Annotated in this window: 18 protein-coding genes and 1 pseudogene; 11 read left to right on the forward strand and 8 right to left on the reverse strand. The window is 58.2% G+C overall.

Translation table 11 applies throughout. The features are described from left to right. Positions 1 to 200: 200 nt before the first annotated feature. From ACQR50_RS16950 to ACQR50_RS16975, 6 genes are all read left to right on the forward strand, one after another. The gene (locus tag ACQR50_RS16950) at positions 201 to 1,583 is read left to right on the forward strand and encodes a hypothetical protein (protein ID WP_428969206.1); all 1,383 of its coding nucleotides are present in this window, start codon (positions 201 to 203) and stop codon (positions 1,581 to 1,583) included. Next, positions 1,580 to 2,557: a DNA adenine methylase gene (locus tag ACQR50_RS16955; protein WP_428969207.1), complete on the forward strand. Its 978-nt coding sequence runs from the start codon at positions 1,580 to 1,582 to the stop codon at positions 2,555 to 2,557. The genes ACQR50_RS16950 and ACQR50_RS16955 overlap by 4 nt, the downstream gene beginning before the upstream one ends. Positions 2,558 to 2,986: 429 nt before the next feature. Beyond that, positions 2,987 to 3,667 carry a recombinase family protein gene (locus ACQR50_RS16960; RefSeq protein ID WP_428969208.1) on the forward strand — a complete coding sequence of 227 codons (681 nt, stop codon included), beginning with the start codon at positions 2,987 to 2,989 and terminating at the stop codon, positions 3,665 to 3,667. Continuing rightward, on the forward strand, positions 3,634 to 4,776 hold the full coding sequence (locus ACQR50_RS16965; RefSeq protein WP_428969209.1) for a hypothetical protein: 1,143 nt from the start codon (positions 3,634 to 3,636) through the stop codon (positions 4,774 to 4,776). The genes ACQR50_RS16960 and ACQR50_RS16965 overlap by 34 nt, the downstream gene beginning before the upstream one ends. A 74-nt stretch (positions 4,777 to 4,850) precedes the next feature. Then, positions 4,851 to 5,876: a hypothetical protein gene (locus ACQR50_RS16970; RefSeq protein WP_428969210.1), complete on the forward strand. Its 1,026-nt coding sequence runs from the start codon at positions 4,851 to 4,853 to the stop codon at positions 5,874 to 5,876. After that, entirely contained in the window at positions 5,869 to 6,609 is a 741-nt protein-coding gene (locus ACQR50_RS16975) for an HIRAN domain-containing protein (protein ID WP_428969211.1), read from the forward strand. Before ACQR50_RS16970 ends, ACQR50_RS16975 begins: the two co-directional genes overlap by 8 nt. A gap of 35 nt (positions 6,610 to 6,644) precedes the next feature. Here the strand turns inward: ACQR50_RS16975 and ACQR50_RS16980 are convergent, their stop codons facing one another. Then, positions 6,645 to 6,854 (reverse strand): helix-turn-helix domain-containing protein, encoded by a 210-nt coding sequence (locus tag ACQR50_RS16980; protein WP_428969212.1) that lies wholly within the window; start codon positions 6,852 to 6,854, stop codon positions 6,645 to 6,647. A 151-nt stretch (positions 6,855 to 7,005) separates the two neighbouring features. On the opposite strand from ACQR50_RS16980, the gene ACQR50_RS16985 reads away from it, so the two are divergent. Together ACQR50_RS16985 and ACQR50_RS16990 are read left to right on the forward strand one after the other, a co-directional pair. Next, positions 7,006 to 7,272, forward strand: coding sequence for a hypothetical protein (locus tag ACQR50_RS16985; protein ID WP_428969213.1), 267 nt, complete (start codon positions 7,006 to 7,008; stop codon positions 7,270 to 7,272). Further along, positions 7,269 to 7,781 carry a hypothetical protein gene (locus ACQR50_RS16990; protein ID WP_428969214.1) on the forward strand — a complete coding sequence of 171 codons (513 nt, stop codon included), beginning with the start codon at positions 7,269 to 7,271 and terminating at the stop codon, positions 7,779 to 7,781. The genes ACQR50_RS16985 and ACQR50_RS16990 overlap by 4 nt, the downstream gene beginning before the upstream one ends. A 26-nt stretch (positions 7,782 to 7,807) precedes the next feature. Here ACQR50_RS16990 and ACQR50_RS16995 read toward each other — a convergent pair whose 3' ends face one another. The 3 genes from ACQR50_RS16995 to ACQR50_RS17005 all read right to left on the reverse strand — a co-directional run bounded on the left by ACQR50_RS16995 (position 7,808) and on the right by ACQR50_RS17005 (position 10,372). After that, positions 7,808 to 8,257, reverse strand: coding sequence for a DUF6641 family protein (locus ACQR50_RS16995; RefSeq protein ID WP_428969215.1), 450 nt, complete (start codon positions 8,255 to 8,257; stop codon positions 7,808 to 7,810). 195 nt (positions 8,258 to 8,452) lie between these two features. Continuing rightward, on the reverse strand, positions 8,453 to 9,820 hold the full coding sequence (locus ACQR50_RS17000; protein WP_428969216.1) for a recombinase zinc beta ribbon domain-containing protein: 1,368 nt from the start codon (positions 9,818 to 9,820) through the stop codon (positions 8,453 to 8,455). A gap of 315 nt (positions 9,821 to 10,135) precedes the next feature. Further along, the gene (locus ACQR50_RS17005) at positions 10,136 to 10,372 is read right to left on the reverse strand and encodes a helix-turn-helix domain-containing protein (RefSeq protein WP_428969217.1); all 237 of its coding nucleotides are present in this window, start codon (positions 10,370 to 10,372) and stop codon (positions 10,136 to 10,138) included. Positions 10,373 to 10,396: 24 nt separating this feature from the next. Between ACQR50_RS17005 and ACQR50_RS17010 the strand changes: the two genes are divergently transcribed. Next, positions 10,397 to 10,774 carry a hypothetical protein gene (locus tag ACQR50_RS17010; RefSeq protein WP_428969218.1) on the forward strand — a complete coding sequence of 126 codons (378 nt, stop codon included), beginning with the start codon at positions 10,397 to 10,399 and terminating at the stop codon, positions 10,772 to 10,774. Between the two features lie 16 nt (positions 10,775 to 10,790). Here ACQR50_RS17010 and ACQR50_RS17015 read toward each other — a convergent pair. After that, positions 10,791 to 11,052: pseudogene (locus ACQR50_RS17015) on the reverse strand (integrase core domain-containing protein); the annotation flags it as partial. A gap of 158 nt (positions 11,053 to 11,210) precedes the next feature. Here ACQR50_RS17015 and ACQR50_RS17020 point away from each other — a divergent pair. Together ACQR50_RS17020 and ACQR50_RS17025 are read left to right on the forward strand one after the other, a co-directional pair. Further along, positions 11,211 to 13,436: a hypothetical protein gene (locus tag ACQR50_RS17020; RefSeq protein ID WP_428969219.1), complete on the forward strand. Its 2,226-nt coding sequence runs from the start codon at positions 11,211 to 11,213 to the stop codon at positions 13,434 to 13,436. A gap of 3 nt (positions 13,437 to 13,439) precedes the next feature. Continuing rightward, positions 13,440 to 14,174 (forward strand): SDR family oxidoreductase, encoded by a 735-nt coding sequence (locus ACQR50_RS17025; protein ID WP_428969220.1) that lies wholly within the window; start codon positions 13,440 to 13,442, stop codon positions 14,172 to 14,174. Between the two features lie 9 nt (positions 14,175 to 14,183). Here the strand turns inward: ACQR50_RS17025 and ACQR50_RS17030 are convergent, their stop codons facing one another. The 3 genes from ACQR50_RS17030 to ACQR50_RS17040 form a co-directional block, all read right to left on the reverse strand. Beyond that, positions 14,184 to 15,164, reverse strand: coding sequence for a methyltransferase (locus tag ACQR50_RS17030; protein ID WP_428969221.1), 981 nt, complete (start codon positions 15,162 to 15,164; stop codon positions 14,184 to 14,186). A 223-nt stretch (positions 15,165 to 15,387) separates the two neighbouring features. After that, the gene (locus ACQR50_RS17035) at positions 15,388 to 16,218 is read right to left on the reverse strand and encodes a 23S rRNA (adenine(2030)-N(6))-methyltransferase RlmJ (protein WP_428969222.1); all 831 of its coding nucleotides are present in this window, start codon (positions 16,216 to 16,218) and stop codon (positions 15,388 to 15,390) included. A gap of 123 nt (positions 16,219 to 16,341) precedes the next feature. Then, entirely contained in the window at positions 16,342 to 16,923 is a 582-nt protein-coding gene (locus tag ACQR50_RS17040; RefSeq protein WP_428969223.1) for a pseudouridine synthase, read from the reverse strand. Positions 16,924 to 16,942 lie beyond the last annotated feature (19 nt).

Here is a 16,942-nt window from a genome sequence, read left to right on the forward strand (position 1 = left end):
TACATCCCGTCCAACATCTCTATTTGCGACAGAGGATCGATTTCGAGACAAAGGTCCAAATCGGATCTACCGGTTTTGAAGGCTACCCTTCTCTCATCGTAACTAATAATAATTATGTAGGATTCGAGCTCCGTTCGAATCTGTATTGCCTCTCTTACTCTGTTCAGCTTCTATGACGGCCGGAGGGGAGGAGCATCCTGATGGAGAAATTCGAAGCACCGTTAGAGGATTTGCAGCTGGACCTGCAGAATCCGCGTCTCGTCGAGGCAGAAACCCAACTGGGGGCGTTGAAATCTCTGATCGACATTGGACCCGGATATTTCCGCACGCTGATGACAAGCATCAAAGACAATGGTCTCGATCCAGGCGACGCCTTCTACGTATTGGCGGACGATGAGGACGAAACCTCTTTCATTGTCGTTGACGGCAACAGGCGCCTAGCCGCACTGCGGGTCCTCAGCGAGCCATCGGTTTTGAAGGGCATCGGTCTAACTGACGCCGAAGTGAAGATGCTAACGACAGCAGCTGCGGGTTACACACCAGGTACGATATCCGACGTGGAATGCGTCCTGTTTGATGACAGGAAAAGTGCCGACCTTTGGATTGCTCGCCGACATGGGCGCGATTTAGGTGGCGAAGGACGGCTCGTATGGGGCCCGCTTGAGATCGAGCGCTTCCAACGTGACCATACCAATCTCGATGTCATCGGTTTTCTGGAACGAAATACGTCGATAATTCCTACGGATTGGGCAGCCACAAAGAAAGCCGTCGAAAATAATTCGAGTTCTCTTAACCGCTTTCTGAGCAACAAGGCTTTCCGGAAGCTCATCGGCTTGACAGTTACAACTGAGACCGATGACAGCAAAGTTCCTTATTTCACGGCATCTCCCGACATTGTCCTAGCTTTGCTCGAAAAAATCTTCGTCGATATTCGTGATAAGAAAATAAACACGCGAACATACAACACAGCCGAAGAGATTGAAGGTTACATCGAACAATTACCGGCAAAGTTAAAGGGTGAGGGTAAGCAAAATAGTACGCCTCAACGCTTTCGCGATGTCAACATCGCCAAACCCAATAATGCGGCCGCAACGAAGAAAACTGCAGCAAGTACCACGAAGACCACACAGGCAACCCGCCCACGACAGACGCTTGCCGAAAAGAAGCATCCTTTTAAACAACCTGAAACCACGAAAGGGCAGCGGCTCGTTTACGAGGCGTCGCGGCTTAATACGGCGACCTATCCATTATCAGCGGCTTACGTGCTTCGTGCGTTCATCGAGCATACCGTAGACACCTACATGACCGTACATAGCATTCCCCGTCAGGAGGGAATCAAACCAATTGAACTACACCGCAGGGCCGAGACCGTGATCGCACACCTAATTGCGGCTAAAACCGCGTCCGGTCAGGATTTGCGGGCGGCTAAGCGGGTGCTAGGGGACACGAAAGATAAAAGCTCTATCCAGGCACTAAATGACTATCACCACGGCAGATACGTGATCCCTGCAGCCGACTCACTGCGAGCGGCTTGGGACGCATGTATTCCACTCTTCATCGCAGTTTATGGTTCACCTTCATGAGCAACGATCGATCATCAAGGCCAATCCCGAGCGGGCGATTTTCACCCCTTCGGTATCCAGGCGGCAAGGGAAAGCTTGCCGCATTCGTTGCAGATGTGGTGAAATCGAACAAGTTATCAGACGGGCTTTACGTTGAACCTTATGCTGGCGGCGCGGCGGTTGCATGGGAACTCTTACTGACTGGAGTTGTCCGTAACGTCGCCATTAATGATGTCAGCTGGCCTATATATGCTTTTTGGAAAAGTGTTTTAAATCAAACTGATGAATTTATACGCTTGATCCGCGAGACACCCGTTACAGTAGAAACGAGGGCTCGAGTCAAAGAAACGTTCATGAGTCGATCAGGTCTTAGCGAAATTGACACCGCTTTCGCTATGTTTTTCCTAAATCGTACAAACAGATCTGGTATTCTGAACGGTGGAATGATTGGTGGAAAATCCCAGTCTGGTCAATGGAAGCTAGATGCTCGGTATAACAAGGAAGAGCTTATTGATCGCATTCAGCGTATTGCAAGAATGCGTCGTCGAATCAGCGTTACTAACATGGATGCCGTCGAATTTCTTCGCTCAGAGTCTCCAAATTGGAGCGCTAGAACGCTTGTGTATCTGGACCCACCGTACTTCGATAAGGGGCCAGACCTGTACCCCAACTTTTACAAACATGACGATCACGCAGGTGTAGCAGAAGCCGTTCGAGAATTGCGCGGGATACCGTGGATCGTTAGCTATGATGACGTCCGCCCAATTTATGATCTTTATGCAGGCTCGACTTGGCTTCAATACACCATCGGATACTCGGCCAGAGAAAGAGTCAGAGGACGGGAGGCAATGTTTTCCAGCGCTGGTTTGCATTTGCCGTCGGTGACGGGTTCGATGGTCGAACTGGATCGGTGGGAGAGCAATACCAATGTAGATTATCGCCTGCCGCGCCCCCCGTTGATGGAACCGTGCATAGAGCATGCAGGAAACCCATAATGCCCTCGGTAAAAATCGATTGGGTGCTAAGTGGAGTAGAACCTCCGCTTCGGCAACGATCAGACGCTTCTCGAACACAAAAATTAAGCCCTTATCCTGCACCCCTGCAAGGCAGATCCGATTAATGCTTAAGTGTGGACACCCGGACAAAACAGAGTGGCAGGAGATGCCCGAAGGTCACTATCAGCGTTATAAGGTCAATTGTCGAACGTGCGGCAGGATGCACGCTTGGGGTAGCGCCCGGACGCTTCAGGAGGCGCGTCTTGGCAACAAGGACCTAATCGTCACCCCGTACACGCCACCTGCGCCCGGTCCAACTTTAGACGCTTTTTTTGGGGAATGATGAGCTGCTGCCATCGTTGCCTTGCCTCTTTATTTGCCTGAACCCGTCCACGACAAACCAACGTTTGCCTTTGACGGAGCCCGAGGATGGCGAGGTACATAGCCTATTATCGAGTATCGACAGCAGCCCAGGGGCGATCAGGCTTAGGGCTTGCCGCACAAAAGGCGCTTGTCGAGCGATTCCTAGGTGACAATGATCAGGTTTTAGGGGAGCATATAGAGGTTCAGTCCGGGAAGTCGGACACCCGAGACATACTGTGGCAGGCGATTGCTGCCGCCAAAAGGCTCGATGCCAAGGTTCTGATCGCCAAGCTTGATCGGTTTTCCCGCAAGGTCAGCTTCATCGCTGGCATTATGGAGCAGGGCGTCGGGCTAGTCGTTGCCGATATGCCTCACGCATCAGACTTTCAGCTTCATATCTTCGCCGCCCTTGCACAGGAGGAGCGACGGATGATTTCTGAGCGGACCCGGCTTGCCCTAGCTGAAGCCAAGAAGCGTGGCGTACGTCTAGGCTCGAACGCCACAGCCCTTGCAGCGAAACACCGCCAACAGGCTATCGACCACGCCAGATCGCTAGCCCCCGTTGTCCAGCCGCTGGTTGACCAAGGACGGTCATATTCGGCGATTGCTCGCCACCTCAACACACTCGGCATCCCCACAGCGAAGGGAGGCCGATTTTATGCCGAGACAGTTAAAAATGTCGTCCGGCGCCTACCCCATGGAGATATTCACTCATGCTCACAGAAAGGATTGGAAACGTCACACTGACGCAAACCGTCGGATCACCTTATCACTATGTCCGCTATCGTCGAGACGGACGACAGACATCCCGTTCGCTAAAAACCGACGACATTGCAAAAGCTCGGGTTGATGCGCAGGCCATATCGGACAAGCTGAACGTCCCCGCCAAGCCCACCCGTGGAGACAACTCATTCCGCAAGTTTGCTGAGGAAGTGATTGCCGCCGACGAACGGCGGATAGCCCGAGGCGAAAAGAATCCCCGCTTGGCGGAGGACCAACGTCGCATCCTCCGATGCCATTGTGATGCTCCGCTCGGCAGCCTCGATGTGCGACGGATCAAAACCCCGGTTCTTGAAGAGTTTGTCGAAGAACTCAGAGATAAAGACCTATCGCCTGCGACGATCAAAATGATCCTCGTGCTTGTGAGTAAAACGCTTCAAGCTGCGGCCCGTGCTGGCTCGATCGACCACGTTCCCATCATGCCCAAGGTCAGTCTAAAGCAGCAGGTTAGAGGGTGGTTCTCTCTCAAGGAATATCAAAACCTGTTGAAGGCCTGCAAACACCATGAGGATGCCAAAACCAAGGTTTATGGCTACAAAATTACAGACGAATTGCGCCGCTTTTGTACGTTTTCGGTAAACACGTTTCTACGCCCATCGGACGCAAAGCAGCTTCGTCACCGTCACGTTGAGATCGTGCGGACGAAAGACACCCAATATCTTCGAATTTCCACGGACTTTAGCAAAACCGTCAACACGCCGGTCGTGTCGATGCCCAACGCCGTGCCGGTATATGAGAAGCTGCTCAAAGCGGGGAAAGAGGCGGGCTATGGCAACCCAGACGACTTCGTATTCATGCCAAAATATAAGAACCGTACATTCGTGATCCGCAACCTTGGCCGCCAGCTAAGGGTCGTGCTGCGATCAGCGGGACTGTATGAATCAGCCTCAGGCGAAACCCGTACTCTGTACTCCCTCCGACATTCGGCGATCATGTTCCGCCTCATTAAGGGCAAAGATATGTGCCTGCTGACCCTTGCGCGAAATGCCCGAACGAGCGTCGAAATGATCGATCGCTTTTATGCAAGGCACCTTACAGCTGAGATGAACGTCGATGTATTGCAGAGCATGAGGTAACGGCGATATGCGATCCGGAGCCGAACGGCTTCCCGGAGCTTCCCCCACCGCCATAAATGTCGCAAAGGTGCATCATGCAGGCGGTGGATATCCGAGGTTGGGAGCAAGACGGTGAGTTTTCGCCGTTTCCCGAAGGTGCACGCGATAAATATGCATTGATAGCCCCTGAAGCGCCTGAGGATGGCCGGATCATTCCCGGCCACCGCTATCTCATGAAGTTTTCAAACCCTCGTTACCCAGTTCAATTTTGGTCTGAGATGATAGCAGGGTTGCTCGGCCAGCTTATGTCGGTGTCCGTTCCACAATGCTTTTATGCGGAAGATCCAACAACGGGCCTCCCCGGAACGCTAATATCGTGGTTCTATGGCTTTGAAATCGAAAAGGATTTTTTAGAGGCTGAGACATCTGCGGTTTCTCATACCCTGGGCCACGACCCTGATATTCCCGAAGCAGCACCAGAAACCCACAGTTTGTATGTACCTGGCGGGAATTACATGGTTCGCCGGATAGAGGAATATGACCTAAAAACTGGCAAGCAGCACAACCTCAAGCATATCGGTTTTCTTGTTACCCGGTTCAGGCAGCTTTTTGGCGTAGATTACTGGGAACACTGGGCGAAAATGCTCACCTTCGATGCAATAATTGGAAATACGGATAGGCATCAGGATAATTGGGGCGTTCTTTGGCGAGCAGATCGAAACCAAAAGATGATTCCTCGATTTTCCCCAGCTTTTGATAATGGAACATCTCTCCTACACGAGATTATGGAAGAAAAGCTGGATATGTTTAACGTTCCAGCAAGGCTAGATGCTTATATAAATCGTGGCAGGCACCATATGCGGTTCGAAATAGATGACCAAAGACAGGCTCCCCACCTTGATCTTGTTACGGCGCTCTATCAGCATCGAACGGCATTGCGGCCAGCCATGACCCGATGCCTTTGTTGGGACGAAGCAATTTTTTCCGCGGAGATGATGCAATTCGTTGAATTTCCGTCTCCTCACCCCCTCACGCAAAACCGCGCCGCAGCGATAAGGAATGTGGTTGTACGCCGCACCGAGCTACTGCGGAACGCATTTATGGCAATAGACAATGTTTGAAATAACCTACGCCATTGAGCCGAATAGGCTTATGCTCATCTGGCAATCTGGAAATCCTATAATCCGCAAAAGGTTTGTCGTTGGAGAATTGATTAGGGCGTTTGACAAGGTATGTCTGTCATACAATTATTATACAGAAGATTTTTATGAAGCAGTTGCCGCAGGATTTACCGGACACCCCGCTTTCAAGCTTGATACTCCGGTTCACCATTACAATGTGGTAGAGGTATTTTCTCGCCGTCTACCAGCCCGGAATCGTGCAGATTTTTCAAAGTACCTTCAAAAGCATCGACTAACCACCAGTATTGCAATCAGCGATTTCGCACTTCTTGGATACACCGGAGCCGCTCTTCCTGGCGATGGCTTTCAATGTGCTATTGATTATCGATTTGAAACCACTCCCCATTTATTTTTAATGGAAGTAGCTGGATTTCGGTACAATGCTGGAATGGATCTTGAAATTTCATCAATTACTCAACAAGTGGTGAATTTCGTTCCCGATGATCATAATGAATTTGACCCATACGCGGTGCGGATACTAATGTCAGGCATTCCCATCGGATATGTTCCACGATATTACGCAAAGATAATGCGATCATGGCTCAAGAATTGCATGGTTATGGCCTTCGTTGAACGGATCGACGGGACTTTAACGAAGCCGCAAGTCCATGTGGCCGTCAGCGTCGTAGCTCACTCTGGTCAATACATGCAAAAAATACCAACTTTACTTTAGAAAGATCAACTCACGCTATAATAGTTGTTTTTACCTTATTGGGGGTTAAGCAACTCACGCGGATCAACCTCTAAAGCATATGCCAATCTGCCCATTGCGGAGACAGATGGGTTCCGAATGCCTCGTTCGAGATCACTCAGATAGCTGCGCTTCATACCAGCCCTAAACGCAAGCTCCTCTTGGGACAGGCCTTGCTTCTGACGAAGCAGACGTACGTTCACGCCAAGGAGTTGGACCAATTCCATAGCCTCGAATGGCTGGAAAAGGTCGCCACGGTCTGTCCCCCAATCGTGTCATTTTATCGTTGAGGCCGATGGCGAGAAAAGCGATGGTCCCTGCTCCGGGGTCTCCGCTCCACACGTTGGGGCAGCGATCCCTCCTCAAAAAGGGGGCAATATGCGCTTCATTGTCGATCTATACCGCTATCTCATATTCGGCATCCTAGCCGTCCTGATCATCGGCGTCGTATTTGGCGGTCTACAACTCGGTGCATCAGCCGCTATTCCCCAGTGGGTTTTGGGAATCTATGTCGCTGGTGGCTTGGCCGTGGCCGCGGTTCTGATCATGCTGATAGGTCTGACAGCTACCATCATCTCGATACATGACCGCCACGTCGAACTCGTTGAAGCGATCCATGCATGGCGAGAGGACACCTTCGAATGAAGCGCAGCCCTTCTCACGCCGTTGTTGGTATGCTGTTCGTTTTGGTGTGCGTGGGGATCGGGGTCACCCTTTTCGTCGTATCTCAAAAGGCACCAGTGACCAGACCGACGCCCACCCCACCAAAAGAGGCTGTCGCACCTATATCGGTACAGCCGTCGGATAACGCTCCGCCAACCAATGCCGTGCCGGCACCTCAAACTGAGACGAACTCGGTCGCTGATGAGCAGGCCGGGTCATCTGACACTATGGCCGGATTGAGCCTCAAAGAGGATATGGAGTACCCAATCGCAAAAAGGTTACTCATCAATCAAGGGTATGTGCCATCCAGTGGCTTTGAAGACCCCTGCCCTTCAATCGGCGAGGAGGAATGCAAACCCTATCCCGAGATTGAAGAATGCTCCGGCTCTGGACAGGGGTACTGCGTTTCGATTTTCCGCAAAGACGAGAAGATTGTCGAATTAACGACATATGGCCCAGGGGGACCTGTAGCGTCAGCTGATTTCAGGTGATTGGGAGGGGCACAGCCCCTCCTATTTCATTTATTAAAGCGCTTTTTGAATTGGTTGACGGCCGCCTCAATAACCTTGTCGAGTTCGCCAGCCCGTACTGCAGCCTGAACGGTCTCAAGAGTCCCAACCAAATCGGCTGCGCTGGCAACTCGTATAGCGGGCTTGCCCCTTTGCAACTCCAGCACCTGATTTCCGTATTTGATCCATAGCAGAACTGATCCGTCTCTATCCTGCGTCCACCAAGGACGAATGCGGGTTTTGACGGCAGTTTCGGTAACCTCTTCGCTTTCCAAATCTCGGACCCGCCGATATTTGATACGCTGGAATGGCAAGCCGGCCTCAGTAGCTTTTGCTAACTCGATTTGGTCGCCGATACGATCGATCAGTTTTTGCCGCATCGACCCAATGCCACGGACCCGCATTGCGGCCCGGTCAGACGCCACCATTGTCAGTGAGGAAAGCACCGTCATCGTCATTTCTCCCGTTATTGACGGACTGGGCGTCCAATCGGGAGGAAAAGAGGGCAACGGTGTTGTTTGGCCGCCGATTGTCACAGGCCGTTAGCGAACTGTGAGCTTGCGCCTATTCGGAGACACAAGGATTCAGATTGTGAGCATTGCAAGTGTCATAGAGGGTTAAAACAGCCAAAAAATCTCCGAGATCCTGCGGAGTTACGAGAAGATCCGGGTCTTCGTAATGCGGGGGTCACAGGTTCGAGTCCTGTAAGCGCACCACTCCCGGTCAAAGATGGGCACCGCGCCCTCTTTGGCGGGAAGTCCAACAGACACCCCATTCTCCAGGCTCGAGACTGGTTCCGAGATAACCACCTCGCGATCCGACACGCTGACGTTAGAGACGAACATCTTGAGGTAAGACGAACGGAGCGAACTGTCGTCGCTTCGCATCTTCTTGCGAAGCATGTCCCCGAAACGATCGATCGTTTGCTCGTCGATCCGGCGCTTGCCCTTCGCCAGTTGCGCTTCCAGCACATCGATCCGGCTTGATACCGCGGCCAGTGCCGCTCGGTTCGCCGCCATGCGCTCGACAAATGCGGGATCTCTCGCGCTCATCGTCCCTTTTTCGATCAGGATCAGCAGGTTGCTGATTGCGGTGTTGAGCCGCGTCCGCTCCGAACTGCTTCGAGTCAGGTCCGCCTCACGTTCCGCCTGCCGATTTTGAGAGACATCGAGAACGCCCGCGAGCAATGTGCGCAACCGATCTCGCGCCAGCAACCTCGCCTCGATCGCATCCAAAACCAGGCTATCCAGCTTCTCGCGCCGGATGCTCGGACAGGCGCAGGTGCCGCCACGGTTCACCCGGTCGTTGCAGACATAGTAGGTATAGCGACCACCTTTTCCGGTGCGGATCGTCATACCGCTCGAACAGCCGGGCATACCGCAGCGGGCGACCCCGGTGAGTAGCGTGGTGCTGGCGGCGACATGCGGTGCCATTCGCCTGGGATTGCGCGTTGCCCGCATGGCGGCCACGCGATCGAACTGATCCCGAGCAATGATCGACGGACAGGTAACCGCGATGGCATCTTCCGGATCCGGGATAACGCCGTCGTCGGCGGCGGTACGGTCGTGATAGACGCCAGTGTACACCTCGCGCGCCGAAATGCGGGCGACATTGCTGTTTGCGAACCTCGCACCGCGGAGTGTTCGCCCCGCGTCGTTCAATTGCTTGACGATCCAGCGCCCGCCACGCCCGACGTCGGCCCAGTCGAAGATCTGGCGTACGATCACCGCTTCCGCTTCGACGATCGCCAGCTTTCGCCGTTCCTTCCTGCCGTCCTGCCGGGCAACATAGGTTTGGTAGACAAACGGCACCGGACCGCCATTGTAGAAGCCTTGCCGCGCATTCTCCCTGCGGCTCTTCCGCGTGAGGATCGCCGAATCGCGCGCCTGCTGCTCGTTCATCATCGCCGTTATCGTCCGGGCGATCCGCTGACCGCGCCCCCGGCCGAAATCCTGTGTGATCGACCGGATCTCGACACCTGCGTCCTCCAGCCTTCCCACTACATCGAAGAACAACCGCATGTTTCTAGCCATACGGCTGAATATGAACATCAGCACCAGATCCACAGGATGATCGGGCGCGGTGGCCTTTGCACCAGCCGTTGAAATTCAGGGCGCTTGTCGGTCTGGCCGCTACGGCCAGCGTCGGCAAACTCCTCAACGATCATGATGTCATGCTTGGCCGCGTAAGACCAGATGACCGTTGCTCGCCGGCATCAGCAGCACAGATGATCCGGCTTGGGTGCCGAGTAGCAGACATGGCGCGGCAATCGCCGGAATCGGGCGCATAGGATTCTCCATCATTGAAGGTGGGCGTGCGGGCCAGCCGCCACGCATTCAGCTATCGGGCGGGGTATCGGGATCGTATTCGAGAAGGTCGCCCGGCTGGCAGTCCAGGTGCCGGCAAATCGCTTCCAGCGTTTCGAAGCGGAGTCCTTTGACCTTGACCTCTCTCGGCTGTGAGGTTGTCGCGGCCGAGCTGGCTGCCGGAATGCACAGGATTGCAGTTGATAAGCATGGTAGCCGCGGCATTCGGTGGGTGAGCGATGCCCTGCCATCGCTGACCATGTTCATGGGCTTGGGCTCGCCTACGATCTCGTGCTGCTGTCAGCTGTTTGGCAGCACGTCGCGCCTGCCGATCGACCCCGTGCCTTCCGGAAGCTCGCCACGCTCATGAAGCCAGGCGGCGTAATGGTGATGACGCTGCACCGTGGCGCTTCGCCAGCCCCCTCAGGCTATCCTGACTATGCTGCATTGCTCGACGAACTCCCGCTGCCGCGCGGGCTCTCATTTACTCGGCATCCGTTCACTTGCCCTCACGAGCTTTCAATGGCTCATTCGCCAGTATGGCACAGGTCACATTTTCGCATTTTCGCATTTTCGCATGCGAAGATGTGTTCGATAGGAAAGCCACTTGCTCTGGTTTCCGGCGGCTCTGGAACCAGCATGGGTCGACTGACCATTGGGCGCCGCTGACGCGCTCCCCGTCTTGTTACCGCTCAGACGTAGAGCCCGTTGGGTTCATGCTTGAGGATGGAAGGGATGCCAACGATCTGGGCTGGCGTCCGCCCGCCGAGCAGTGAGTGCGGCCTGACGGCGTTGTAGTCGTGTCGCCAGGCGGCCAGCACCGCCCTGGCGTGCACCATCGACGTGAACATGGTCTCGTTGACGCACTCGTCGCGCGGGCGGCCGTTGAAACTCTCCACAAAGCCATTCTCGGTCGGCTTGCCGGGCGCGATGTAATGCCTCTCGACGCCGGTGCGCGATACCCCCCGCATCCGGCTGAAACGCGCACAAGCGGCGCGGGCGGGACGAATGCACTGACCCAGTTTAGCCGAACGCCATTTGCCCGGAACTCCGTTCTTTCCGAGGGGGTTGGCCATCATCCCCGTCCCCCTTTCGGAGTGGTGCCATGCCCCGAACAGCGACGGCCGAAGCGCCGCCCGCGATCAGCCCCCATCTGCTCGACCTGCGCGACCTGCTACGCGACGAACCCGCGCCGCTGGCCGATTTTACCGTCGGCGATCTGGTCATCCGGCTCCACCGGACCGCGACGTCGGTGTTCGCCATCGTGCGACGCAAGGGGAGCGCAGGCGGACTGGCGGTGCGGGCCGCCTATATACCGATGAGTTTCGACTGTGCGGTGCTGCCGCCCGAGAAGGGCGAGGTCGCCCGGCTCCGCCTGACCAGCGCGATGGGCGAGCATGTCGTCTCCTGTATCGCGGACCGGCTGGCGGTGGAGCGGCTGCGCATCACGACCTGCTTTACCCCGGCCCGGCCGATGGTGCTGCCCCCCGCCCCGCGCGATCTCTATCCCCTTGGCGCGAACGACGATCCTGTGCGGGCGCAAGGCGTGGTCGAGGCGTCGCAGCGCGGGCTGAACACCGGCCTTCTCTATTTCCGCATTGAGGCACCCGCCTTCGGCAACATCCTCTATGTTCAGAACTACACCGCTTCGAACGACTATTTCCGCACGACCGGCACCGTCCCGCGCGAGGCGGTGGCGGGGACCTGGCCCGAGCTGGGCTATGCGCTGCCCATTCCCGATGCCGATGCCGATCCCGCCGAGGTCGCGTTGGCGGCGGGCGAGAGCGTCACGCTGTCCGATACCATCCTGGTCTTCCGCCACCATGCACCCCCGCATGAACGCGAGTCCGCCCGCCAGTTCGTGCAGATGCTGGGCAGCGCCTATGACTTGCTCGATCCGCCCCCCGTCGCCTATCGCGACTGGATCGACCGCGCCGAGCGCGCCGCGCGCGAGCTGGACGAAGCGCCCGACGCCACGATCCGCCATTACGGCCATCGCTATGTCCACCCCTATACGGGCGCCGAATATCCCGACATCATGGTACAGATGTCGGTCGTCGCCGCGCTCCGCCGATGGGGCGATTGGCGGGGCGAGCCGCATCCCCTGGAAGCGGCATTCAAGGCGGGGCTGCCGCGCTTCTTCGACGAAAAGCTCGGCACGTTCCGTCGTTATCTGCCCAATGTCGGCCAGGACAAGAATGCCGATGCGGTCGATAGCTGGTATCTCTATCACCCGCTGCTGAACCTCGGCACGCTGGCGCTGGGCGGCGATGACGACGCGCGCGCGCTGTTCCTGAAGGCGATCGGCTATGGCGTGCGGGTCGCGCGGCATTTCGACTATCGCTGGCCGATCGAATATGACGTCACCGACTTCTCGGTCATCACCAAGGAGGCCCCGGTCGACGGACGCGGGCAGACCGATGTCGGCGGCATCTATGCCTGGGTCATGCTCCAGGCGTTCGAGCTGACCGACGACAAGACCTATCTGGACGAGGCGCGCGCCGCGATCGACGCCGCCATCGGATTGGGCTTCAACCTCAACTATCAGGCCAATCTGACCGCCTGGGGCGCCGCCGCCTGCATGCGGCTGTGGCGGATCACCAATCGCGATGTCTATCGCGAGCAGAGCTATGTCTATCTCGCCAGCTTCCTGCACAATGCGGTGATCTGGGACAGCCGCATCGGCCATGCCGCGCATTACGAGACGTTCCTGGCGGTCACCTGTCTTCAGGACGCGCCCTATATGGCGATGTACGAATGTTTCGACAGCTATGTCGCGTTCGAGCGTTATCTGGACGACGGCGGCCCCGACCTCGACCCCGAGGCGCGGATGCTGATCGGCGAATATTGCCGCCATGCCCTGTCGCGCGCCTGGTATTATTATCCCGACGCACTGCCTCCCGAAGCCATTGCCGAGGAACAGCGCGAGGCCAACGGCCATATCGACAAGACCCTCTCCTTCCCGCTGGAGGATCTCTATCCCGATGGCCAGCCCGCCGGGCAGGTGGGACAGGAGGTGTACGGCGCAGGCGCGGCGTTCATCTTCGCCACCAGCGCCTTCCACCAAGTCGAGGGCGCGCCCTTTCGCCTCTATTGCGACATGCTGGTCCGCGCGGTCGAGCGGGTCGGCGACCATGCGCTGTCGATCGTGCTCGACGGAGGCGAGACGCGCACCGCCTCGCTGCGCCTCGTCCGGCTGAAGCGGCGCACGCTGACCGACAGCCGCGTCACCACCGCCAGCGGCGAGACGATCGCCCCCGATGCCGTCAGCACCGACCGCGTCGATTACTGCGTGCCCGCGCAAGGCCGCCTGATCCTGACCTGGGAATAACCGATGACCAAGAACCCCACCATGTTGTCCGGCCGCCGCATCCTGCTGACCGGCGGCACCACCGGCATCGGCCGGGCCGCGCTGAAGGCGCTGGCGAACGAGGGCGCGCGCGTCCTGACCTTCGGACGGCATCAGGATGCGCTCGACGCGGCGCTATCCGGGATCGATGGCGAGGTGATCGGAATCGTCGAGGACGCCGCGACGCGCGACGGCATCGACCGGGTCTTCGCCGCCGTCGACGACCGGCTGGGGGGCATCGACATGCTGGTCGCCTGTGCCGCACTCGGCGCGCAGCCGATCCATGAGATGGCCGAGGAGGACTGGCGCTATGTCATCGACGCCAACCTGACCGGCTATCTCGCCTGCGCCCGCGCCGCGATCCTGCGCATGCAGGAGCAGGGCGGCGGCCATCTGCTGTTCGTCGGATCGATCAGCACCGAGATCAAGGCGGCGGGCGAAAGCGTCTATGCCGCGACCAAGGCGGGTATCCAGGCCTTTGCCGAGACGCTGCGCAAGGAGGTCGCGGACAAACGCATCCGGGTCAGCGTGATCCAGCCGGGATCGGTCGACACCGACATGCAGGAATGCAGCGCGGAGGAGAAACAGACCGCCGTCGCCGAAGGCCGGATGCTGCCCGCCGAGGATGTCGCCGATGCGATCCTGTTCGTCCTCAGCCGATCGGCCAATTGCGACATCGTCAACCTGCGGATCGAACCGCTGATCCAGAAGACGGCCTGAGGCGGGACGTCACAGTCCCACCCGCCGTACGACCAACCCCACCGCCGCGATCCGTTCGACATCGACATAGGTCGGCTTTTCCAGCTCGTCGCCGAAGATGTCGGGGTCGAGTTCGGAATAGTCGATCTCGAATCCGGTCGCGGGCAGTTGCTCAGCCAGCGCCATGCGCAGCACGTCCCGCCCGTCGACGACCGAGGCGCCCGTATGCAGGATCAGTTGTCCCTTCGGCTTGAGCAATGCCAAAGCCTGAAGCGTCCAGTCGAGCGAAAGTCGGCCGCCATACAGGTCGCCGCCATCGCGGTACGCCCGGCGATCCGCGTCGATCATGAAGGGCGGATGGGTGACGATCTGGTCGAAGGAGTCGGCCAGTTCCTTTGGCGCCGACACATTTGCGACGCTGTGCGCGACACCGGCATGTTCGGCGTTGATCGACGCCAGGAACAGCGCGCGCGGATTGATGTCGGCCAGCGTCAGATGCGAACCGCGCGAAACCCGCGCCGCGACGATCCCGCCGACCCCGGCCCCCGCACCATAATCGAGGATGCGCCGCGCACCCATATCCATCCGCCCGATGATCAGCCTGGCGAACCGGTAGCTGTCCGGCCCCAGAAACACCGAGTCCGTGGCCGTGGTCGGATAGGCGGAATGGAGGAACAGCGTCCCTTCGACGCGCGACACGCGCAATGTGGCTTGCAGGCACCCGTCATCGCGTTCGACCAGCATTTCCGCCGCGTCCAGGGCGGCGCGCAGCTCGGCATCCAACACCGACGGCGAGAAGGGCAGGCTCCAGCCCAATATGTCCCGCACATCGTTCGCGGGCCGATCCCCGCGATTGACGAGCACCCGCGCATGGGTGGCGGGCGTCGGCGTTACGAACTGATAGTCCCGCGCCTCCAGCAATTGCAGCAGGCGCAACAGGCCCTCGCGCTGCTTGGTCGATCCGGTTGGGGCCCGGGTCGCTCCCGACTGTTGTTCGATTTCGCCTATCACATTATGATCCTTGTGTTTTCTCCTTCAATATCGGGGGACAGGCGCAGTTCCCGGTTTCGATATGGATCAGCCTGTTGGTTGGCCCGGCCATGCTTGCTCGGCCGCGCCTTGCCGTCCACACCCATTGCCATCGGTCGACGGGATGATCCGCCGAATGGCCGCCCCGCCACGGCCGATCCTGCACAAAGGGTGGCGGCGATAGGACTGGCTTCACCAGCCCCCTTCAGTCGCGCAGCCAATCCGCCGTGATCTCGCCGCTATGCCCCTCCGGGGCCAGTGCGGCACGAAGGGATTCCAGCAGGGGCGGCAGCGCCTGCGTGAAGGCATAGGGCGGATTGACGATGAAAAGGCCCGCGCCGTTATAGATGCCCGGCTGATCGGCATCATATAGCCAATGCTCGACCGACAGGAACTTCGGGATGCCGAGCTTGTGCAGGTCGTACTTCCACCGCCCGTGCGTCGCCCGGTCCTTCAGCGGATACCAGATGACCGTCACGCCATGCGCCCATTTGCGATGCGCCGCCGCGAGCGTGGCGGTGATGCGGGCGCGTTCGTCTGTCTGTTCATAGGGTGGATCGACCACCACCATGCCGCGCGGGGTGCGGGTGGGAAGCATTGCCAACCAGAGCTCATAGGCATCGCGCTCATGCACGGCCGCCGGCGCCCCGCGCATCGCGCCGCGTAAGGTACGGGCGTCCTCGGGGTGCTTTTCGTTGAGGATCAGCACATCCTGCGGGCGCAGGAGTTGGGCCAGAAACCGTGGCGAGCCGGGATAGAGGCGCGGCTCCGCCCCGTCATTCACCGCCTGCACGGCGGCGCGATAATCGTCCAGCAGCGGGTCGGTGTCGGCAAAGGCCCGCACCACGCCTTGGGCGGCTTCGCCGGTCCGTTGGGCCTGCTCGCCGCCAAGGTCGTAAAGTCCGCAACCGGCATGGGTGTCGATCAGGGTCAACGCGCCCGGTTTCTGCTGCAAGGCCCGGACCAGCGCGATCAGCAGGCTGTGCTTCACGACATCGGCGCTGTTGCCCGCATGGAAGGAGTGGCGATAATTCATGGAATCCAAAACCTGCCAGGCGCTTGGGGAAGCGGAAGGCGTCAAAGCCTCAAATCAGTTTTCGCGGTCGATCGCAACAGGCGGCAGGGGCCGGTGTGGCCCGCATGGCGGCCTATGCCGTTCTCACCGGTCCTGCGCGCCGCCGCCCATCCTGCCCAGAGCAGGGACCCCGACGAACTCACCCGGCGCGATCCCGGCGACCGACCAGTCGCCGATCGACCAGCGGACCAGCCTGAGGGTAGGCAGACCGACCGCCGCCGTCATGCGGCGCACCTGCCGGTTGCGCCCTTCGCGGATGGTGATCTTCAGCCAATTGTCGGGGATCAGCTTGCGCTGGCGGATCGGCGGGTCGCGCAGCCACAGGTCCGGCGCGTCGATACGCGCCACATCGGCGGGCAGGGTCATACCGTCCTTGAGGCGGACGCCCTGCCGCAAGCGCGCCAGTTCCGGCTCCTGCGGATCGCCTTCGACCTGGACGAGATAGGTTTTGGGCATCTTGAAGCGCGGATCGGCGATGCGCGCCTGCAACCGCCCGTCATCGCACAACAGCAACAGGCCCTCGCTATCCCGATCGAGCCTCCCGGCGGGATAGACGCCCTTCACCGCGATGAAGTCCGACAAGGTCGACCGAACCGTGGGCGATCCCTTGTCCGTGAATTGCGATAGGACCCCATAGGGTTTGTTGAACAGGAGCAGCCGGGGCATGCTGCGCTCATAGCGTTCG

It is taken from the genome of Sphingomonas sp. Xoc002 (assembly GCF_050408055.1).
In the GTDB taxonomy this organism is placed as follows: Bacteria; Pseudomonadota; Alphaproteobacteria; order Sphingomonadales; family Sphingomonadaceae; genus Sphingomonas; species Sphingomonas yabuuchiae.